This window comes from Aequorivita sp. H23M31, assembly GCF_004022485.1.
Classification (GTDB): Bacteria; Bacteroidota; Bacteroidia; order Flavobacteriales; family Flavobacteriaceae; genus Aequorivita; species Aequorivita ciconiae.
Genome location: NZ_CP034951.1, coordinates 2596919 through 2614105, shown reverse-complemented (window position 1 = coordinate 2614105; position 17187 = coordinate 2596919). Strand labels below are relative to the sequence as shown.

General features: G+C 36.7%; 19 protein-coding genes, 1 tRNA gene and 1 pseudogene. 15 read left to right on the top strand and 6 right to left on the bottom strand.

Annotated elements, in window-relative coordinates; genetic code table 11:
• The first annotated feature begins 3 nt into the window (after positions 1-3).
• From EI546_RS11505 to EI546_RS11475, 7 genes are all read left to right on the top strand, one after another.
• Positions 4-573, top strand: a complete 570-nt coding sequence (locus EI546_RS11505) for a hypothetical protein (RefSeq protein ID WP_128250671.1) — start codon at positions 4-6, stop codon at positions 571-573.
• Positions 574-583: 10 nt separating this feature from the next.
• Complete coding sequence (locus EI546_RS11500) at positions 584-1681, top strand: hypothetical protein (protein ID WP_128250670.1); 1098 nt, start codon at positions 584-586, stop codon at positions 1679-1681.
• 572 nt (positions 1682-2253) lie between these two features.
• Positions 2254-3633, top strand: coding sequence for an IS110 family RNA-guided transposase (locus EI546_RS11495; RefSeq protein WP_128248746.1), 1380 nt, complete (start codon positions 2254-2256; stop codon positions 3631-3633).
• Positions 3634-3722: 89 nt separating this feature from the next.
• Positions 3723-4079 carry a type II toxin-antitoxin system RelE/ParE family toxin gene (locus EI546_RS11490; RefSeq protein WP_128250669.1) on the top strand — a complete coding sequence of 119 codons (357 nt, stop codon included), beginning with the start codon at positions 3723-3725 and terminating at the stop codon, positions 4077-4079.
• Positions 4069-4359, top strand: a complete 291-nt coding sequence (locus EI546_RS11485) for a helix-turn-helix domain-containing protein (RefSeq protein ID WP_128251605.1) — start codon at positions 4069-4071, stop codon at positions 4357-4359. Before EI546_RS11490 ends, EI546_RS11485 begins: the two co-directional genes overlap by 11 nt.
• A 225-nt stretch (positions 4360-4584) precedes the next feature.
• On the top strand, positions 4585-5082 hold the full coding sequence (locus EI546_RS11480) for a DUF2975 domain-containing protein (protein ID WP_128250668.1): 498 nt from the start codon (positions 4585-4587) through the stop codon (positions 5080-5082).
• 3 nt (positions 5083-5085) lie between these two features.
• A complete protein-coding gene (locus tag EI546_RS11475) occupies positions 5086-5295 on the top strand; it encodes a helix-turn-helix domain-containing protein (protein WP_128250667.1) in 210 nt (69 codons plus the stop codon).
• 159 nt (positions 5296-5454) lie between these two features.
• On the opposite strand, the pseudogene EI546_RS11470 reads toward EI546_RS11475, so the two are convergent.
• A pseudogene (locus tag EI546_RS11470) lies at positions 5455-6480 on the bottom strand (IS110 family RNA-guided transposase).
• A gap of 452 nt (positions 6481-6932) precedes the next feature.
• On the opposite strand from EI546_RS11470, the gene EI546_RS11465 reads away from it, so the two are divergent.
• The 6 genes from EI546_RS11465 (at position 6933) to EI546_RS11440 (ending at position 11840) form a co-directional block, all read left to right on the top strand.
• Positions 6933-7232, top strand: a complete 300-nt coding sequence (locus EI546_RS11465) for a type II toxin-antitoxin system RelE/ParE family toxin (RefSeq protein WP_128250666.1) — start codon at positions 6933-6935, stop codon at positions 7230-7232.
• A 3-nt stretch (positions 7233-7235) separates the two neighbouring features.
• A complete protein-coding gene (locus EI546_RS11460; RefSeq protein ID WP_128250665.1) occupies positions 7236-7520 on the top strand; it encodes an addiction module antidote protein in 285 nt (94 codons plus the stop codon).
• A gap of 757 nt (positions 7521-8277) precedes the next feature.
• Entirely contained in the window at positions 8278-9657 is a 1380-nt protein-coding gene (locus EI546_RS11455) for an IS110 family RNA-guided transposase (RefSeq protein ID WP_128250664.1), read from the top strand.
• Positions 9658-9683: 26 nt separating this feature from the next.
• Positions 9684-10052, top strand: coding sequence for an RDD family protein (locus EI546_RS11450; RefSeq protein ID WP_240673104.1), 369 nt, complete (start codon positions 9684-9686; stop codon positions 10050-10052).
• Between the two features lie 431 nt (positions 10053-10483).
• Entirely contained in the window at positions 10484-10810 is a 327-nt protein-coding gene (locus EI546_RS11445; RefSeq protein WP_128250663.1) for an ATP-binding cassette domain-containing protein, read from the top strand.
• A gap of 628 nt (positions 10811-11438) precedes the next feature.
• A complete protein-coding gene (locus EI546_RS11440) occupies positions 11439-11840 on the top strand; it encodes a hypothetical protein (RefSeq protein WP_128250662.1) in 402 nt (133 codons plus the stop codon).
• Positions 11841-12352: 512 nt separating this feature from the next.
• Here EI546_RS11440 and EI546_RS11435 read toward each other — a convergent pair.
• From EI546_RS11435 to EI546_RS11420, 4 genes are all read right to left on the bottom strand, one after another.
• Positions 12353-12586, bottom strand: coding sequence for a DUF6327 family protein (locus EI546_RS11435; protein WP_128250661.1), 234 nt, complete (start codon positions 12584-12586; stop codon positions 12353-12355).
• Between the two features lie 85 nt (positions 12587-12671).
• The gene (locus EI546_RS11430) at positions 12672-13109 is read right to left on the bottom strand and encodes a phage holin family protein (protein WP_128250660.1); all 438 of its coding nucleotides are present in this window, start codon (positions 13107-13109) and stop codon (positions 12672-12674) included.
• A 2-nt stretch (positions 13110-13111) separates the two neighbouring features.
• The gene (locus tag EI546_RS11425; RefSeq protein ID WP_128250659.1) at positions 13112-13486 is read right to left on the bottom strand and encodes a YtxH domain-containing protein; all 375 of its coding nucleotides are present in this window, start codon (positions 13484-13486) and stop codon (positions 13112-13114) included.
• A gap of 329 nt (positions 13487-13815) precedes the next feature.
• The gene (locus tag EI546_RS11420) at positions 13816-15495 is read right to left on the bottom strand and encodes a glutamine--tRNA ligase/YqeY domain fusion protein (protein WP_128250658.1); all 1680 of its coding nucleotides are present in this window, start codon (positions 15493-15495) and stop codon (positions 13816-13818) included.
• Positions 15496-15650: 155 nt separating this feature from the next.
• Here EI546_RS11420 and folB point away from each other — a divergent pair, with 155 nt between their 5' ends.
• Both folB and EI546_RS11410 read left to right on the top strand, forming a co-directional pair.
• Positions 15651-16007 (top strand): dihydroneopterin aldolase, encoded by a 357-nt coding sequence (gene folB / locus EI546_RS11415; RefSeq protein ID WP_128250657.1) that lies wholly within the window; start codon positions 15651-15653, stop codon positions 16005-16007.
• A 97-nt stretch (positions 16008-16104) separates the two neighbouring features.
• Positions 16105-16175 (top strand) — tRNA-Cys (locus EI546_RS11410).
• A gap of 203 nt (positions 16176-16378) precedes the next feature.
• On the opposite strand, the gene EI546_RS11405 is transcribed toward EI546_RS11410, so the two are convergent.
• Entirely contained in the window at positions 16379-17092 is a 714-nt protein-coding gene (locus EI546_RS11405; RefSeq protein WP_128250656.1) for a LysE family translocator, read from the bottom strand.
• Between the last annotated feature and the right edge of the window lie 95 nt (positions 17093-17187).

The window sequence follows — 17187 nt, the reverse complement described above, 5'->3', positions numbered from 1 at the left end:
CAAATGATTCAAAAAGAACAAATCGAAAAATTAATATGCGATGAGGCTACAAAAGCAGTTTCAATATTTGACGCAATTACAAAAGGACAAATTGTTAATAGCTTTAAATTTGACATCGATTCCAAGCATTTCACAGAAGATTTTATCACGCATGATATTACACAAGACGTAAACTTCAAAGAAATGTTTGACACGTTAAGAGAATATAACGATTATCCCGCTCTTTATTTTTTTCAAATCAACCAAGAATTAAGTAAGACAGAAGTTTTGGAATTAATTAAAGTAAATGATTCATTAAAAACTCCTGCAATTAATAATTATAAAGAGAATAACGTTTTTTTGTATGTTGGAAAGGTTACTTCCTGTGCATGGGGTAGGTTAATTCAACATTTAGGTTATCATAAACAAAGAAAATCTCATGGACTTCAAGTTGGACTATGGGGAAATAAAACAACCAAAGATTTAAAGTTATCATTTACTGTAATTTTCTTTGAACAAGAAAGTCGAGACTATTTAATTTTATTAGAAAAAAGGCTAAGTAAAAAATTAAAACCAATTATTGGAAAACATTAATTAAAAAACCATGAAAAAAACTATTAGCGCATTATTTATTTTATTATGTTCATCAATGGTTTCATCACAAATCACAATGGGGAATTCTCTCGATAGAGCTAATATAGAGAAGGAAATTGTAAAAGCACCTCCGTATGAAAATCATGAGAATTTCCTAAGTTATGAGGAATACTATGGGTATAATCCCCCGAAAGATAAAACACCAACCAAGGAAGAATTTTATTCAAGATATAATGACTCCAAAATATTTTTCCCAAAATATTCAAACAGTTATAGAGAAAAAGATATTTATATTTTTAAGGATGAATCCACAATTAACCTCTTAAAAAGAGAATTTATTAATGAAAGATATTTTAAGATTGAACGCATTGATGCAGAGCTTGGCAAAACTCCATTTTATGCCAAAATTAATGATAGGAACAAAGAGTTTCTCGAAACAGATTTACTATTTACACTGAAAGATGAAGAGACCGGAGAAATAGTTTATGTTGTTGAATCTTCAATTTCTTTCGTTCTCGTACCATTCTATGAAAACCTTACTGATTTATTTTCGAAAACCTCATTTATTGCAACGCAAGATTTCAGCGCTGATAAACTCCCCCTTTCAACAAAGAACGGAAGTCTTTATATTGACAAAGGAACAGAATGGAAAGGAAGGTTTAGCCTACTTAGAGGTAGAGATATAAATTTTTTCCCTGGAGATGAAATAACAAATGAAGACCAAGATTTAAAATATATGGCAATTTTAGGTAATGGAAATGACACGATTATAATGAATATTACCAAGTCAAATTCTGGACGTTGGTGGTTTTCCGAAGTATTCACCCCTAAACATATAGCCGAAAAACGAAGTGAAAAAACAGAAGCTGAGCGAAAAGAGAAATTAAATAGCCTTGTAAAAAAATATGGTCAGAATTATGGGAATCTTGTTTTTAATAAAAAAGGAACTATTGGTATGACAAAAGAAATGTGTAAAGATATTTATGGAATAACTCTTAATAAAAAATCATACACGGATGCAAAAGGAGAAATAGAAATATGGGAATATACTGGTATGCTTAAACTATATTTTACTAACGGAAAATTAAGCGAAATAATAAAATATTAAAATAGAAGCCTGTAACAAACAGTTAGCTTCACTTTTCTGTCAAAGTGGAATAAAGAAAAACAACTTCTACCTGACCATTAAACGCAATTGATTTTCTGCGATGGTTCGGGAAAGAGAAAAAAGGAAAACGCAAGCAGAACGAAAACAGAGTAAAAAAACACAGCCCACAACATTGCATAAACACAATAGCGGGCAAGTGCAAAACCGAAAAGTAATTTTATAAATTTAAAGTCTAGTATAAACCGAAAAGTCCGTGCGCCAATCCCGCTACTGCGTTTATACGAGACGTTGTAAAACATTCCCCACATAAAAATTTCTATTAATTTCTTGAGCTAACGGTAAGAACTCCCGAACTTTACGTTGATCCTATGCAAGGCCGTTTTTTAAACTGGCGCGTCATAGCCCGGGACACATTCTGGTTGAAATGTAAAAGCCCCCGAAGTACTAATTCAAGGGCTTGTTGATAATTTCAGTGGTGGTCCATCAAAGAGGAACCCCGTTCAGAATAATTTTCTATATCAAAGTTACATTTCCTTAGGGTCATTTTTTATTAATCCATAAACTTTTTTATCATGGAAAGAAAAATGAAACTCGGCATGGACGTTGTAAATTTCAATGCCGCCGGAATCGACGTGGGCAGCCGCTCCCACTATGTGGCCATTGGCCAAGAACTAGACAATGTAAGGGAATTCGGGGTCTATGCCGAAGATCTCACAGCACTCTGCCAGTGGCTCATGGAATCTGACGTGACCACAGTGGCAATGGAGTCCACTGGAGACTATTGGCAAAACCTGTACGTAGAGCTTATCTCCTTCGGTTTTGAGGTGGTGCTGGCCAATGGAAAGTTCACCAAGAATGCCAAGGGTAAAAAAACAGACGTTAAGGATTGCCGATGGATACAGAAACTCCACACCCTAGGGTTGCTCAGCGGCAGCTTCCTACCAGATCTTACAACCGAACAGTTGAGGACATTCTGTCGCCAAAGGGGAAACTGGATAGATCTGGCCGCTTCGGCTACGCACAAGATGCAGAAGTACCTAAAACTATTGAACTTTAGATTGGACGTAGTGGTCAAGGACGTATGTGGCCTTACAGGCATGAAGATCATTGAGGATATCTGCAAGGGCAACCTTGATCCCCTTAGTCTAGCCGAGCACCGCCACTACAACTGCAGAAAACCAAAAGAAGAAATTGCCAGTGCACTCCACGGCAACAACCGGTCTGACTATCTCTTTGGACTACAACAAGAGTTCGAGGCCTATAAGTTCTTTCAAAAAAAGATTGCGGACTGCGACAAAAAGATCGAACATTTTATAAAGCAAGAACTGAAACAGCATCCTGAGCGCGGGAAAATGAAAACAACTGAAAAGCCGCATAAGAGGATGAACAAAAATGCACCACAGATCAAAGATCTGAACCAAATAGCTTTCCGCTATTTTGACGGGGTTGATCTCTTTGCCATCGAAGGATTGAGCCACTCCACGATATTGACCATTATGAGCGAGATAGGTCCCGAGGGCTTCAATAAGTTCGGCTCATCTAAACAATTTACTTCCTGGCTCAGGCTAGCGCCCAATAATAAGATATCAGGAAAGAAAATACTAAGCAACAGAGTGCCTAAGGGAAGTAACCGGCTAAAGATCGCCCTGCGCCAAGCGGCCAATGCCATAGGCAACCTAAAGGGCACCCATCTATCCGACTTTTTCCGAAGGGTCGCCTACCGCAAGGGAAGGCATTCGGCAGTGAGTGCAACGGCTCGAAAACTCGCAGTAATTATATGGAACATGATCACAAAAAAAATCCAATATCAGCCTCCGAAACAATACTTGTTCCTGGACCAAAAAAGAAAACTCGGACTAGTGAACCGCATTAAAAAACAAATGGATAAATTTGAATTGAAACCAGAGGACCTAGGGTTTAAAAACAACCTGAATATCAGCAACTTAATTTGACGTTAGTCAGAATACCAAAGAAAAATCCATCTGTAAAAAACACAATTCCGAATTTTGAAAATAGTAACTTTTAAGTTACCTTTGTGCCAATGGAAAAAGTTAGGCAAGTAATACAGTACAAACATTATTTCGAGGAGTTTCTACTTGCTCAACCGAAAAAGATTCAGGACAAAATATTTAAGGTCATTGAAATAATCGAAACCTTTCAACACGTGCCGAAAACATATTTGGCACCAATGAAAACCCATAAAGGATTATATGAGGCTCGAATAAAATTGGGGTCGGATATCTGGCGGGTTTTTTGCTTCTTCGACAAAGGTAAGTTAGTTATACTCTTAAACGGATTTACAAAAAAGACGCAAAAAACACCGAAAAAAGAAATCGACAAAGCTGTCCGATTAATGAAAGAGTATTATGAAGAAAAAAACAACAGAGATGGAAACTAAAAGCTGGAAAGACATAAAAGATACCGTTTACGGAGAAAAAGGAACTGAACGCAGAGACGAACTCGAAAGAGATTTTGAGTCATTTAAAATCGGCTTGCTTTTACGAAATGCACGAGAAGAAAAAAACCTGACACAAGAACAACTTGGCGAGCTGATTGATAAAAAGCGGACTTATATTTCACGTGTAGAAAATAATGGCAGTAATCTCACTTTAAAAACCTTATTTGACATCGTAGAAAAAGGGCTTGGAGGAAAGGTCAATATTTCAATCGAAATCTGATAAAAGTACGTTTTACAACACCGTGTATAGGCAATAAAGGCTAAAGTGCTTGCCTCTAAGTAAAAGCACAAAATCAAAATAATCGCCACAGCGAAAGGCAGGGCAAGAAAACCTTTACTGCCCATACACCAAACGTTAGCCACAAGTTAAAAAAACATCGTTAATCATAATTATATTATTGTTTAACAATAATTATTGTATATTTGAATAATTAAATCATCAAATATGAAAAAAGCAATATTATTTAAAACACTTGTTGACATACTTTACATTCTACATTTTATTGGACTAATTGGGATAATATTTATAATACCTTTTGGAACTGTCAATATTAACCAAGTAAATATGAGTGTAGAAGATTGGAGTTTATTTTATTGGTTAATTTTTATTGTAAGTCTATTTGCTTATATAATATTTTTAAGAGGTCTGTATTTTTTGAGAAAAATGGCAAGGTTTTTATTAACGAATAAATATTTTTCCAATAAAACTATAGAGAATTTAAAAAAATCAGGGAATAATTTTCTATACACAGGAATTTTATCATTTGCTCTTATAGTTGTTTTATGGATAAGCAAATTAACAGGAGGAAAATTTGAATTGATATATGATAATAATTTATTAATTCCTTTGTTTTTGTCCATTATCGGAATGTTTTTTATCATTCAAAGTAACGCTCTGAATTTGGCAAAAGGAATGAAAGAAGAGAATGAACTAACAGTTTAATTTATGGCAATTATAATAAATCTTGATGTTATGCTAGCCAAAAGAAAAATGAAAAGTAAAGAACTTGCCGAAATAATTGGAATTACAACTGCTAATATTTCGATTTTAAAATCTGGAAAAGCAAAAGCAATTCGATTTTCGACATTAGAATCTATATGCAAAGCTCTTGAATGTCAACCTGCTGACATATTAGAATACAAAGAAACTGAATAAAAAACCTGTGGCTAACAAAGAACTGAGGTAAAAACCAAACATTTTCTCCATTAAATTTTGACAAAGTTTTCCTGGCATTGTTGAAATGGAACAAATCTTCCTTCGTCGATTTGTTTCCAGTTCAACAAGCTATAAACAACACCAACATTTTAATATTGGTTATTTAATTCTTAGCACTGAAACGTGCGCATCATCATACGGCAAACCCGAATTTGCTATGGCGAAACACTGTTTCAGCAATTTGTTCGCAACCCCAATAAGTGCCAGCTTCTTGCTCTTTCCCTTGTTTACAATCCGTTCATAGAGCTCCCGGCAGGCCTTGTTGTACTTACAGGCATTGAAAGCGCAAAGAAAAAGTAAGTTGCGAAGTTTCTTATATGCATTCCTCTCGCTCAAAATTCGCTCGTCGGATGCAAGTCCTTACTGATCCTGCTACGGCCACGCACACTGCTTCCGGACTCCCGGATCGTAGGTGTAATGCCAACATAACTGCAGAGCTGCGCAGCAGTCTCAAACTTGGAAAAACCATCGGTTATTACAATTAAAAACAATGCTGTCTTTGTGCCTATCCCTGGAACGGTGGTCAAAAGAGTGAGCTGTTGTTGTTGTTCCATCTTGACCAGTGAGAGCAGACGTTCCTCGATACCGGCAATCTCTTTGTCCAAGTGTTTCCTGTCCCGTTTTAGGGAGCGGTACACAAACTTGGAGGGAATGCCCAGGGTTTCTTCGCCGTGCAGCTTGTTCTTGGTTGCCGTGCGTTTTTTAAGGTAACTGTCCATTAACCGGAAGAGTTGCAAACACTCTGCCTGGACATCGGTCAAGGCACTGTAGAGCGGAACTTCGTTGGCCAGGGCATACTCGCAGATTGCCTTTGCATCGCTCTTGTCCGTCTTTACTTTGGCCAACTTCATTTGTATGAAACGTTTTACCGATAACGGATTAACGACCGATACAACTACGTTGTTTTTGTAAAGAAACTGTGCGAGTCTGTAATGATAATAGCCCGTGGCCTCCATCACCACGATCGAATCTTCGGGAAGGATCTTTAAAAAAGCGGCAAATCCTTTTTCGTTATTCTTAAACTGATCGTGGCCACTGGTACTGCCGTGCAAATCAAAGACATCCCTGCCTGCTGCAGGCAGGCTTGCTGATGTCAACTCCAAAAGTTTCCTTATATTCATTCATAGAAAATAGTTTATGAAAGAACCAGCTACTTGGGTCACAACAACTTGAAAACGAGGTCTAGGCCTCACACCTGCCTGCCGGCAGGCAGGGAACTGAACGTGATTTAAGTAGTAAAAGAGCGGGGATTATCAATGTTGTCGAAGTCTAAAGCTTCACTGTATAAAGTAACCTTACTCCGCTCTTTTGTTCTTTCTGATTTATACTGAAAGTTAACTGATTTATTAAAGATCAAACTTAAGATGTATAACCGCAATTACGGCGGATTCGACTACGTCCGAATCCACGCATAATTGCTACCGTCGGTACTTATTCGAAAAACATTAATTAAATCCCGTAACTGCGGTTATACGATCCGTTGTGGTGCATTAAAACTGATTAAACTCCAAACATATCCCAATCTGAATTTATTAGAATAATTTCCTTAGATTTGTATCCAAGTAGATACAAAAATTATGTTCTTCATTGAGAAAACATCTGAATTTGATAAATGGCTAAAAAAGTTAAAAGACTTTAGGGCTAAGGCTAAAATAATTTTCAGAATTCAGAAATTGGAAACTGACGAGCATTTTGGCGATTGCAAACCCGTGGGCGATGGAATACAGGAAATGCGAATAAATTTAGCTAAGGGTTACCGTGTTTACTTCAAAGAAAAAGATGGAAAAATTATTGTTCTTTTGATAGGAGGAGATAAATCGACCCAGCAAAAGGACATTGCACAAGCAAAGAACATTTGGAAAAAATTAAACAAATAAAAAATGGGAACTTCAAAATTTGAAATAGCGGATTATCTAGACAGTAAAGAAATGATTGCAGAATATCTCAACACTGTTCTGGAAGATGGTGATAACTCAGATATTATTAATGCAATAGGACACGTTGCTAAAGCCATCGGAATGACAAAAATAGCGGAGGAAACTGGATTAAGCCGTCCGAGTTTATATAAAGCATTATCTGATGGAGCAAAACCTCAATTTGCTACAATTATGAAAGTATTAAAAGCAATTGGAGGACAAATACAAGTGAATCCTACATCTGTCTGAGTGAATTATACCAAACGTTGTGGGAGAGTTTAATGAGGGAAAGGTTGGGTTAACAATTTTTATCGAAACTGAAATCCGTTCAGCGGACTTAAAAAGTGGCGGATAAAAAAAGAAAGATTTCCAATCCTTGCGTCGGACTTTTATCAGCGGAACGCAAGCAACGTCGGAAAAGAATCCTTGTTTGCGAAATCTGTGTTTTAATCATCGAACAGAATTGATTTTTTTCGATGGTTCGTGAAAGAGAAAAAGGGAAAACGCAATCGGAACGCAAGCAGAGTACAAAAAACACAGCCCACAACATTAGCTATAAGCAATGCGGGATAAGTGCCAAACCGAAAAGCAGTGTATATTTACGAAGTCGCCAAAACTTTTTGGCGTTTAGAATAATAAGAAATTAAAGAACAAAAGTTTTGGCTTAGTGCGAATTCGAAAATGATTGCATTTTTGCCTCGCACTGCTCATAGCCGAGACCGTTACCATACATTCCCCACATAAAAATTTCTATTAATTTCTTGAGCTAACGGTAAGAACTCCCGAACTTTACGTTGATCCTATGCAAGGCCGTTTTTTAAACTGGCGCGTCATAGCCCGGGACACATTCTGGTTGAAATGTAAAAGCCCCCGAAGTACTAATTCAAGGGCTTGTTGATAATTTCAGTGGTGGTCCATCAAAGAGGAACCCCGTTCAGAATAATTTTCTATATCAAAGTTACATTTCCTTAGGGTCATTTTTTATTAATCCATAAACTTTTTTATCATGGAAAGAAAAATGAAACTCGGCATGGACGTTGTAAATTTCAATGCCGCCGGAATCGACGTGGGCAGCCGCTCCCACTATGTGGCCATTGGCCAAGAACTAGACAATGTAAGGGAATTCGGGGTCTATGCCGAAGATCTCACAGCACTCTGCCAGTGGCTCATGGAATCTGACGTGACCACAGTGGCAATGGAGTCCACTGGAGACTATTGGCAAAACCTGTACGTAGAGCTTATCTCCTTCGGTTTTGAGGTGGTGCTGGCCAATGGAAAGTTCACCAAGAATGCCAAGGGTAAAAAAACAGACGTTAAGGATTGCCGATGGATACAGAAACTCCACACCCTAGGGTTGCTCAGCGGCAGCTTCCTACCAGATCTTACAACCGAACAGTTGAGGACATTCTGTCGCCAAAGGGGAAACTGGATAGATCTGGCCGCTTCGGCTACGCACAAGATGCAGAAGTACCTAAAACTATTGAACTTTAGATTGGACGTAGTGGTCAAGGACGTATGTGGCCTTACAGGCATGAAGATCATTGAGGATATCTGCAAGGGCAACCTTGATCCCCTTAGTCTAGCCGAGCACCGCCACTACAACTGCAGAAAACCAAAAGAAGAAATTGCCAGTGCACTCCACGGCAACAACCGGTCTGACTATCTCTTTGGACTACAACAAGAGTTCGAGGCCTATAAGTTCTTTCAAAAAAAGATTGCGGACTGCGACAAAAAGATCGAACATTTTATAAAGCAAGAACTGAAACAGCATCCTGAGCGCGGGAAAATGAAAACAACTGAAAAGCCGCATAAGAGGATGAACAAAAATGCACCACAGATCAAAGATCTGAACCAAATAGCTTTCCGCTATTTTGACGGGGTTGATCTCTTTGCCATCGAAGGATTGAGCCACTCCACGATATTGACCATTATGAGCGAGATAGGTCCCGAGGGCTTCAATAAGTTCGGCTCATCTAAACAATTTACTTCCTGGCTCAGGCTAGCGCCCAATAATAAGATATCAGGAGGGAAAATACTAAGCAACAGAGTGCCTAAGGGAAGTAACCGGCTAAAGATCGCCCTGCGCCAAGCGGCCAATGCCATAGGCAACCTAAAGGGCACCCATCTATCCGACTTTTTCCGAAGGGTCGCCTACCGCAAGGGAAGGCATTCGGCAGTGAGTGCAACGGCTCGAAAACTCGCAGTAATTATATGGAACATGATCACAAAAAAAATCCAATATCAGCCTCCGAAACAATACTTGTTCCTGGACCAAAAAAGAAAACTCGGACTAGTGAACCGCATTAAAAAACAAATGGATAAATTTGAATTGAAACCAGAGGACCTAGGGTTTAAAAACAACCTGAATATCAGCAACTTAATTTGACGTTAGTCAGAATTTGAGAAAAACCGATGAACGAAACAAAAATAATTGCTAAAAATAAAACTGAACCTAATATTGGAAATCGATTTGTTGCTGGATTAGTAGATTACATAATAATTTTCGGAGTAACTTTCTTTTTAATTTTCACATTTGGAGAACCGAATGATGAAGGCGGATATTCTTTAAACGGTTTGCCTGGATTAATACCTATAATTTTTTGGCTGATTATGACAGTTGGACTTGAAATTGGTTTCGGAGCAACAATCGGAAATTCATTAGTCGGACTTAAACCGATTCCGAAAAACGGAACAAACCGAAAACTTACTTTTGGAGAATCCTTTAAAGACATTTACTTGACCCAGTTGATATGTTCTTTTTTGGATTGGTCGGAATTATAACAATTAAAAACACGGATTTGAATAATACTTTCAAATTGTTCTTGGAGGTGCGATGCCCAAACAATCAACCCAGGAATTTGTTCAGGCTCAAAATGTAATCCGACGAATTCAGGTCGTGGATTTCTAGATATGAATGCTGTTATCGAGTATTTGTCAGGGTTTTTAATGCAATTAATGAAATTCTTCAAGCTTTTTTTATTCTTCTATAAAGATATTTTCCTTAAGCTAATATCCATTTCCATTATATGGGTACTATTAAAATTTAATGGTCTCTACTTAGTATGTGTTCTAAGCATCATTATAGAATGGATATATAAATTTACTTTCAGAAAGAATATAAATTATTTCTATTTAAATAATGCCATCAATGTTAATGTATTTTATATAGTAAGCTTTTTAATGAATATTATAATAATAACTATTCTGAAAGTATGGATATGAAACAATATGTCCAAATTGATAGTTTAACCAAAGGTATAAATAATAAAAGTACTCTTTCAGGTATTCATATGACTATAAATCAAGGAGAAATTATTGGCTTGTTCGGTCGTAACGGAAGTGGAAAATCAACTTTAATGTCAATACTTTTCGGAGTTACTAGAGCTGATAATATTTGCTTAATCCATAATGGCAAAATTATTTTGAATAGAAACAACTTCCATAAAATATTCTCGCATCTTCCGCAATTCAATTATCTACCTCAAAATGTTACTGTAAGGACATTAATTTGGCTTGTGGTAAAAAAAAAGAACATTTAAGGAATTTCTATAATGACCCAGTTATTAAAGAATCTTTGCACACCAAAATCCATCAATTGGCTTTGGGTATTCAAAAATATTTACAGATTAAATTTGTTCTATTTGGTACTCAAAAATTTTGCTTACTCGATGAACCTTATAGTGGTTTATCACCTCTCCTTTGCGAAAAGATAAATTCTTTATTTGTAGAGCAATCAAAATATAAAGGTATATTAATTGCGGACCATAATTATTCCTACCTTTTGAAGGTTACAAGTAGGAATTATATCCTTAAGGATAGCAATATATTTTCTGTCAAGAATACTTTGGAGTTAATGAAGTATGGCTATCTGAAATAAATCACCACGGAATACAAAGTACAACACGAGTATAAACGCAATAGGGGCAAAGTGAGAAACCCAAAAGTAATTTTATATATTTAAGGTCCGGTATAAATCGAAAAGTCAGTGCGCCAATCCCGCTACTGCGCTTATACGGGACTTAGGCAATTTTTAAAACAAAAATTATAAAAACCAATTACAAAATTATATCTAAAAAATTTTTTTCTGACAGGAATCCCATACAGACTGATAGGTTAGGATTTGATTTTGCTGACGGAAATGAATTTAAATTATGGGAATTTCTATTTATGACTTTCCTTTTTGGAATTACAATGTCGTTAATATTGGTTTCTTTTCATAGATACAGGCTTAAAAAAAATGGAATTCAAAAAATAACTGCTGAAAATGTTGGCGTGAATCAAAGGAGAAGCCTTAAATCAAAATCGAGTAAATCCCAACTTATTAAAAAACCCGACCCAATAATCGGAAAAATGAAAATGACTGAAACCGAAAATGGAATTCTGTTAAAAACAGGAATGACTTGGAAATCTTGGGTTGAAGAAATTAAAATTATACAGCAAGCCAATGAAGAATATGATTTTGACTATCAAATTACGAGTCGTCCGAATTTAATAACCACTTTGGTCGATTACGCTAAAAACCTAGAAAATGTGGACAAAATAGAGAAGGTGATAAAAAACATTGCCTAACACTGGTAACTATTAAAATAAAGATTCCACTCCAAAAGACACTCATCGATGCCCTAGATTTTTACAACAGAATATCTATTTGGGATGGATGATAAATGCCAACGTAGTTCATATACCTTCAATTAAAATAAGTTCTGGGAAGGCTATTTCCAACCCCAAATAGGGTTAATGGATTATGATAGAATCGCTGATTTGGCCTACATCGAGGAGCAAAAAAAACTGTTATCGAAAACTCAGTCTTTAATGAATTTCACTTGTCAGAACATTAAAGAAACAGGCAGGGATAAAGAGGACTTATCGTTTTAATGATGTCAGAAATCATTGTTTCAGAAAGAGGTTTATAGCGCGAAATAAAGAGGGTTGTTTAAGGAATAACCCTTAACTTTAAATATGCTACATAAAGCATGATAAAAATCTTTCTATTCAAAGAATTACGGATAGCCAAATAAAAAACCACCTAAAAAAGCTATTTAGGCGGTCTAATAGTAAATCCATACTTACAATAAAATGTTTTATTTTCTATGGGAAGTAATACCGACAATCTTATCTAAAAGTTTAAAATAAAAAGCTTTTTTGATAAGAGAACTGGCTAAGGAAGTCAAAAGATTGAGGGGAGAAAAAGTTTCACTTATAATATTTCTACTTTTTCTAAGACCCAGCTTGAATTCCTCTTTATCTATCTTTGATTTGAGCCTTAGATATTTTAGATCCCTATCTATTTCGTCAAATGAGCTATAACGTTTCATTGGTAATCGAGTTTTTGGGCAATAAAATCTTTTAAAATTAATCTCTTAAATGAGAAAAATTGGAATTTGGACAATTTTTCAGTATTTACTCAGAAATTTCTTCTCGAATTTCTTCCTTTTTTAAGGCCACAAACTCCTCTACTTCCTGTCTCGCCGCCTCCTTTGGTTCTATATCATCTTCGTCATACAATAAACTAGAAAAATTGTAAAGCATGGTCCGTGCTATAATTTTTCTTCCAAAAACAAACATAAAAATAAGGAGGAGGCCATAAAACCCTCCTACCAGCAAGAACCCTATAAATGCCTGTTCAAAAAATGTGGCGAGCCATAAAGCGGCCCCTACAGATAAAAAAAGCATTACGAACAAAGAAAGACTACCATAAACCAATAGATTGACTAAAGAAATAGCACCTTTCATAGATGATTTAAACAAACGTAGTTTATAATACTCAATGGTGCTCAATCCGAAATCCTCAATGCGATCTGTCACATTGTGCAAACTTTTGGATAGGTCTTCAAACATTATTATAGGGTAGTTTTTTGAGCTTTTGTTTTTACTTGTTCTACAGTATTATCTATTTGAAGCTTCGCATTTTGCTTTCTCAAAGCTTCCAATTTGTCTTCCATCGCCGCCAAGATATCATCTGCCTTATAGCTCGCAGAAGAAAGAGTTTCACTTAGCTTTTCTTCGAAACTCAATTTTGCCATCTGAGCTTTCTCACTTAGATTCTGGGTAGTTTCTTTAAATTGTTTGCTCAGTTTTTTCTGTGTTTTTTTCGCTTCTTTACTGAGTTTTTCTCTAGTTTCCGATCCTTTTTCAGGAGCATAAAGAATACCTAATCCTGCTCCAATTACTATACCGGTTAAAAGCGCAACTAAGTTTTGACCTGTATTTGCCATAATTCTATTTTTTTAGTGGTTAATAATGTCAAAGATAAGTAACCAACCTACCGGATGTTGTTAACAAGCGGTTAATAAAATCTCTGCAATGGCCAAGAAAACCTTAAAAATTTCAACATTATTCAAGATATCAAACCTGACAATAAATTTTCCCGAAAAATATTTAGTTAATACACAATACAAATGAAATAGTTAAGAGGTTGTTTTCTATTACTTTGTCTCTTTCTAATATAAACAATAAATAACAAACCATAATTCAGGAAAATGATTTTCCCGAATTATGGGTTTGTTAAAACTATCCGGTTTGGGTAGGGTTAAATGAATAGAAGTTATTCAGCAAGCTTTGCCCAGGAATCCCGCAATGGGACAGTTCTATTAAATATGATTTTCTCAGCACTGGTATCCTTGTCCACTACGAAATATCCCAATCTCTGAAATTGGAATTTATCCTCCGCTTTTGCACATGTTATACTGGGTTCAGAATATCCTGTTACAATTGTCAAGGACTCAGGATTTACGAATTCCATAAAATCCCTATCTTTTATAGTATCCGGGGAGGCCTCAGTAAACAACCGGTCATAGAGTCGTACTTCCACAGGCACGGCATGCGCTGCAGAAACCCAATGCAAAGTTCCTTTTACCTTGCGTAAGGATGCTTCGGAACCGCTGCCACTCTTACTGTCAGGATCATATGTGCAGTGGATCTCCGTAATATTTCCATCCGCATCCTTAACCACGCTTTCTCCCTTTATTATATATGCATTTTTAAGTCGCACTTCCTTGCCTATCGTCAATCTAAAAAACTTGCGATTTGCTTCTTCCAAGAAATCCTCCCTTTCAATCAATAATTCCCTTGAAAAAGGCAACTTTCGGAAACCAGCATTGTCGTCTTCAGGATTGTTTTCGGCATCCAACATTTCGGTTTTGCCCTCGGGGTAATTATCGATAATTAATTTCACCGGATCTAAAACCACCATTATTCGAGGTACTTTTTTATTTAAATCCTCGCGAATATTGAATTCCAAATGAGATACATCGATAAGATTTTCTCTTTTTCCCACTCCTATACTCTCTGCAAAGTTTTTTATGGATTCTGGGGTGTAACCCCTTCGGCGTAATCCAGAAATGGTAGGCATACGAGGGTCATCCCAACCGTTTACTACACCATTCGCCACAAGTTCTGCCAATTTTCGCTTACTCACAACTGTATGGCTAAGATTCCTACGTGCAAATTCACGTTGTTTAGGGCGTAATTTTTCCTGATCTACCACTTGATCCAAGAACCAGTCGTAAAGCTCTCTGTGGGGCAGGAATTCAAGTGTACAGAAGGAATGCGATACTTGTTCTATATAGTCGCTCTCTCCGTGTGTCCAGTCATACATTGGAAAGATTTTCCAATCCGTACCCGTTCTATGGTGAGCCCTATTAACCGTTCTATACATAACAGGATCGCGCATTAACATATTTGGAGATTCCATATTAATTTTTGCGCGGAGAACATGCTCACCTTCTTTGGTCTCTCCATTTTTCATTTTCTCGAGCAATTCCAAATTCTCCTCAATAGGTCTATCCCGGTATGGGCTTGGTTTTCCTGGAGTATTCGGAGTTCCTTTTTGTTCAGCAATATGTTCTGAAGTCTGGGAATCTACATAGGCCTTTCCATCATTCACCATTTGAACTGCCCAATCATAAAGTTGCTGAAAATAATCAGAAGCATATCTTTCCTCACTCCATTCAAAACCCAACCAGTGGATATCGCGTTTTATTGCATCTACAAATTCCTGTTCCTCCTTAGCGGGATTCGTATCATCAAAGCGGAGATTGACTGGAGCATTGTATTTTAATCCCAATCCAAAGTTCAAACATATAGATGAAGCATGACCAATATGTAAATAACCATTTGGTTCCGGCGGAAAACGGAAGCGCAACTGATCCTTTTTATATCCTGTTCGTAAATCTTCCTCTATAATGTGCTCGATAAAATTGAGTGGTGTCGCTTCTTTTTCCATGTATTTATTAATGAGACGGCAAATTTACCAAAAAATACCATGTAATGAATTCCATCGTAAACAAATAGGCCTTCTTCAATTTTCGGATAAGGCTAAAATGAAACTCGCGTTTGTATTACTTTTGTATCCATAAAAATTAATCTTAACATTCTATTTTGGATAGTATCAAATTAAAAAATATTCGTCTATATGCCTATCACGGTTGCTTGGATGAAGAGGGCCACATTGGTTCGGACTATATAGTAAATCTGAAAGTAAAAGTGGATCTTACACCTGCTTCTCTAAGCGATTCTCTTTCTGAAACTGTAGATTACGTAGAACTACAGAATATTGTTCGGAATGAAATGGCCGTGCGATCAAAACTTTTGGAACATGTAGCCCAACGGATTATGAATTCGGTATTGGATCAAGTGAAATTGGTAAATAAAGTGGAGGTAACAGTTGCAAAAAAGAATCCTCCCATAGGCGGGGATGTAGCAGAGGTGAGCGTAACAATGAAGAAGAAAAGGTAAATTTAATTTAAAATCGCCGAATTCAACTTAATCTTTTATATTTGCACTCTCACTTGGAAATCTCCCTGAAGAAATTTCCATCTTCATAGGAATTTAGGGCATCGTGGCCGAGTGGCTAGGCTCAGCTCTGCAAAAGCTGCTACAGCGGTTCGAATCCGCTCGATGCCTCAAAAAACCTCAACTGATGTTGGGGTTTTTTATTGAACTCAATGCAGCCGTCCGCCCGGGGAATCTGGACGCTCGGCGCCTCAAAATAAAACTCAACTAATGTTGTGGTTGTTATTTTTAACGGAGTGAATAAGGAAGGAATTTAAAAATAAATCCAGGTCGAAGCGGAGTTTTTTAAAATAACCTTTTTCTATTTATTGGGATTATTGCGGAACTTCTGGTGGAGGAATGGGTTTTTCCTGTAGTTGGGTTTGTCCGGGTATTCTTTCAAGTCCTGCTTCCATTCCCTTGGGAAAAATTCCTTGGAAGAGGAGAATAACGCCGAAGGCTAGAATTAGAATACTTACCCACTTTTTCGTCTTAAAGATAAATCGCGGCGTCATTCTGTTTTTTAACCGTTTTGCCAATACCATTTTTAAAAGATCAATTAAAAAGAAGGTTGATAGCACAGTGACCACGAATAAGAAAATTCCGTTTTCAGAAGATGTCAGCGCATTTGCCATTATTAGAACTCCGATCCACCCGGCTAAAACACCAAAATTCACGAAATTTAGAAGAAACCCCTTTAAAAATAATCCTCCCAGATTTTTCTTCACATTAACTGCGTAATGTTCTCTGACTATTTTAAAAATAGACTTGTTGGTGCGTATATAAGATATAATCCCATAAGCAATAAGGATGACTCCCCCGAAGATTAATAATCCAGGATCATGTTTAACCTTTTCCAATATTTTGCTCGTACTGAAAAAGGCGATAAGAATAAATATTATATCAGCAAATAAGGCACCCAGATCGAAGAAGATAGCAGCTCTTATACCCTTGGTAATTGCAGTTTCAATTAAAGTAAAAAAAACAGGTCCAACAGCGAAGGCCATTAAAAATCCATAAAACGCTGCGTAGAGTAAGCCGTCAAACATAGTCGGGTAAAAATACGAAGTTTTTTATGATAAAAAATTTGTGATGTTGTGCTATTTAATATTGGTTGTGGAATTAAGGTCAATCCCATATAATA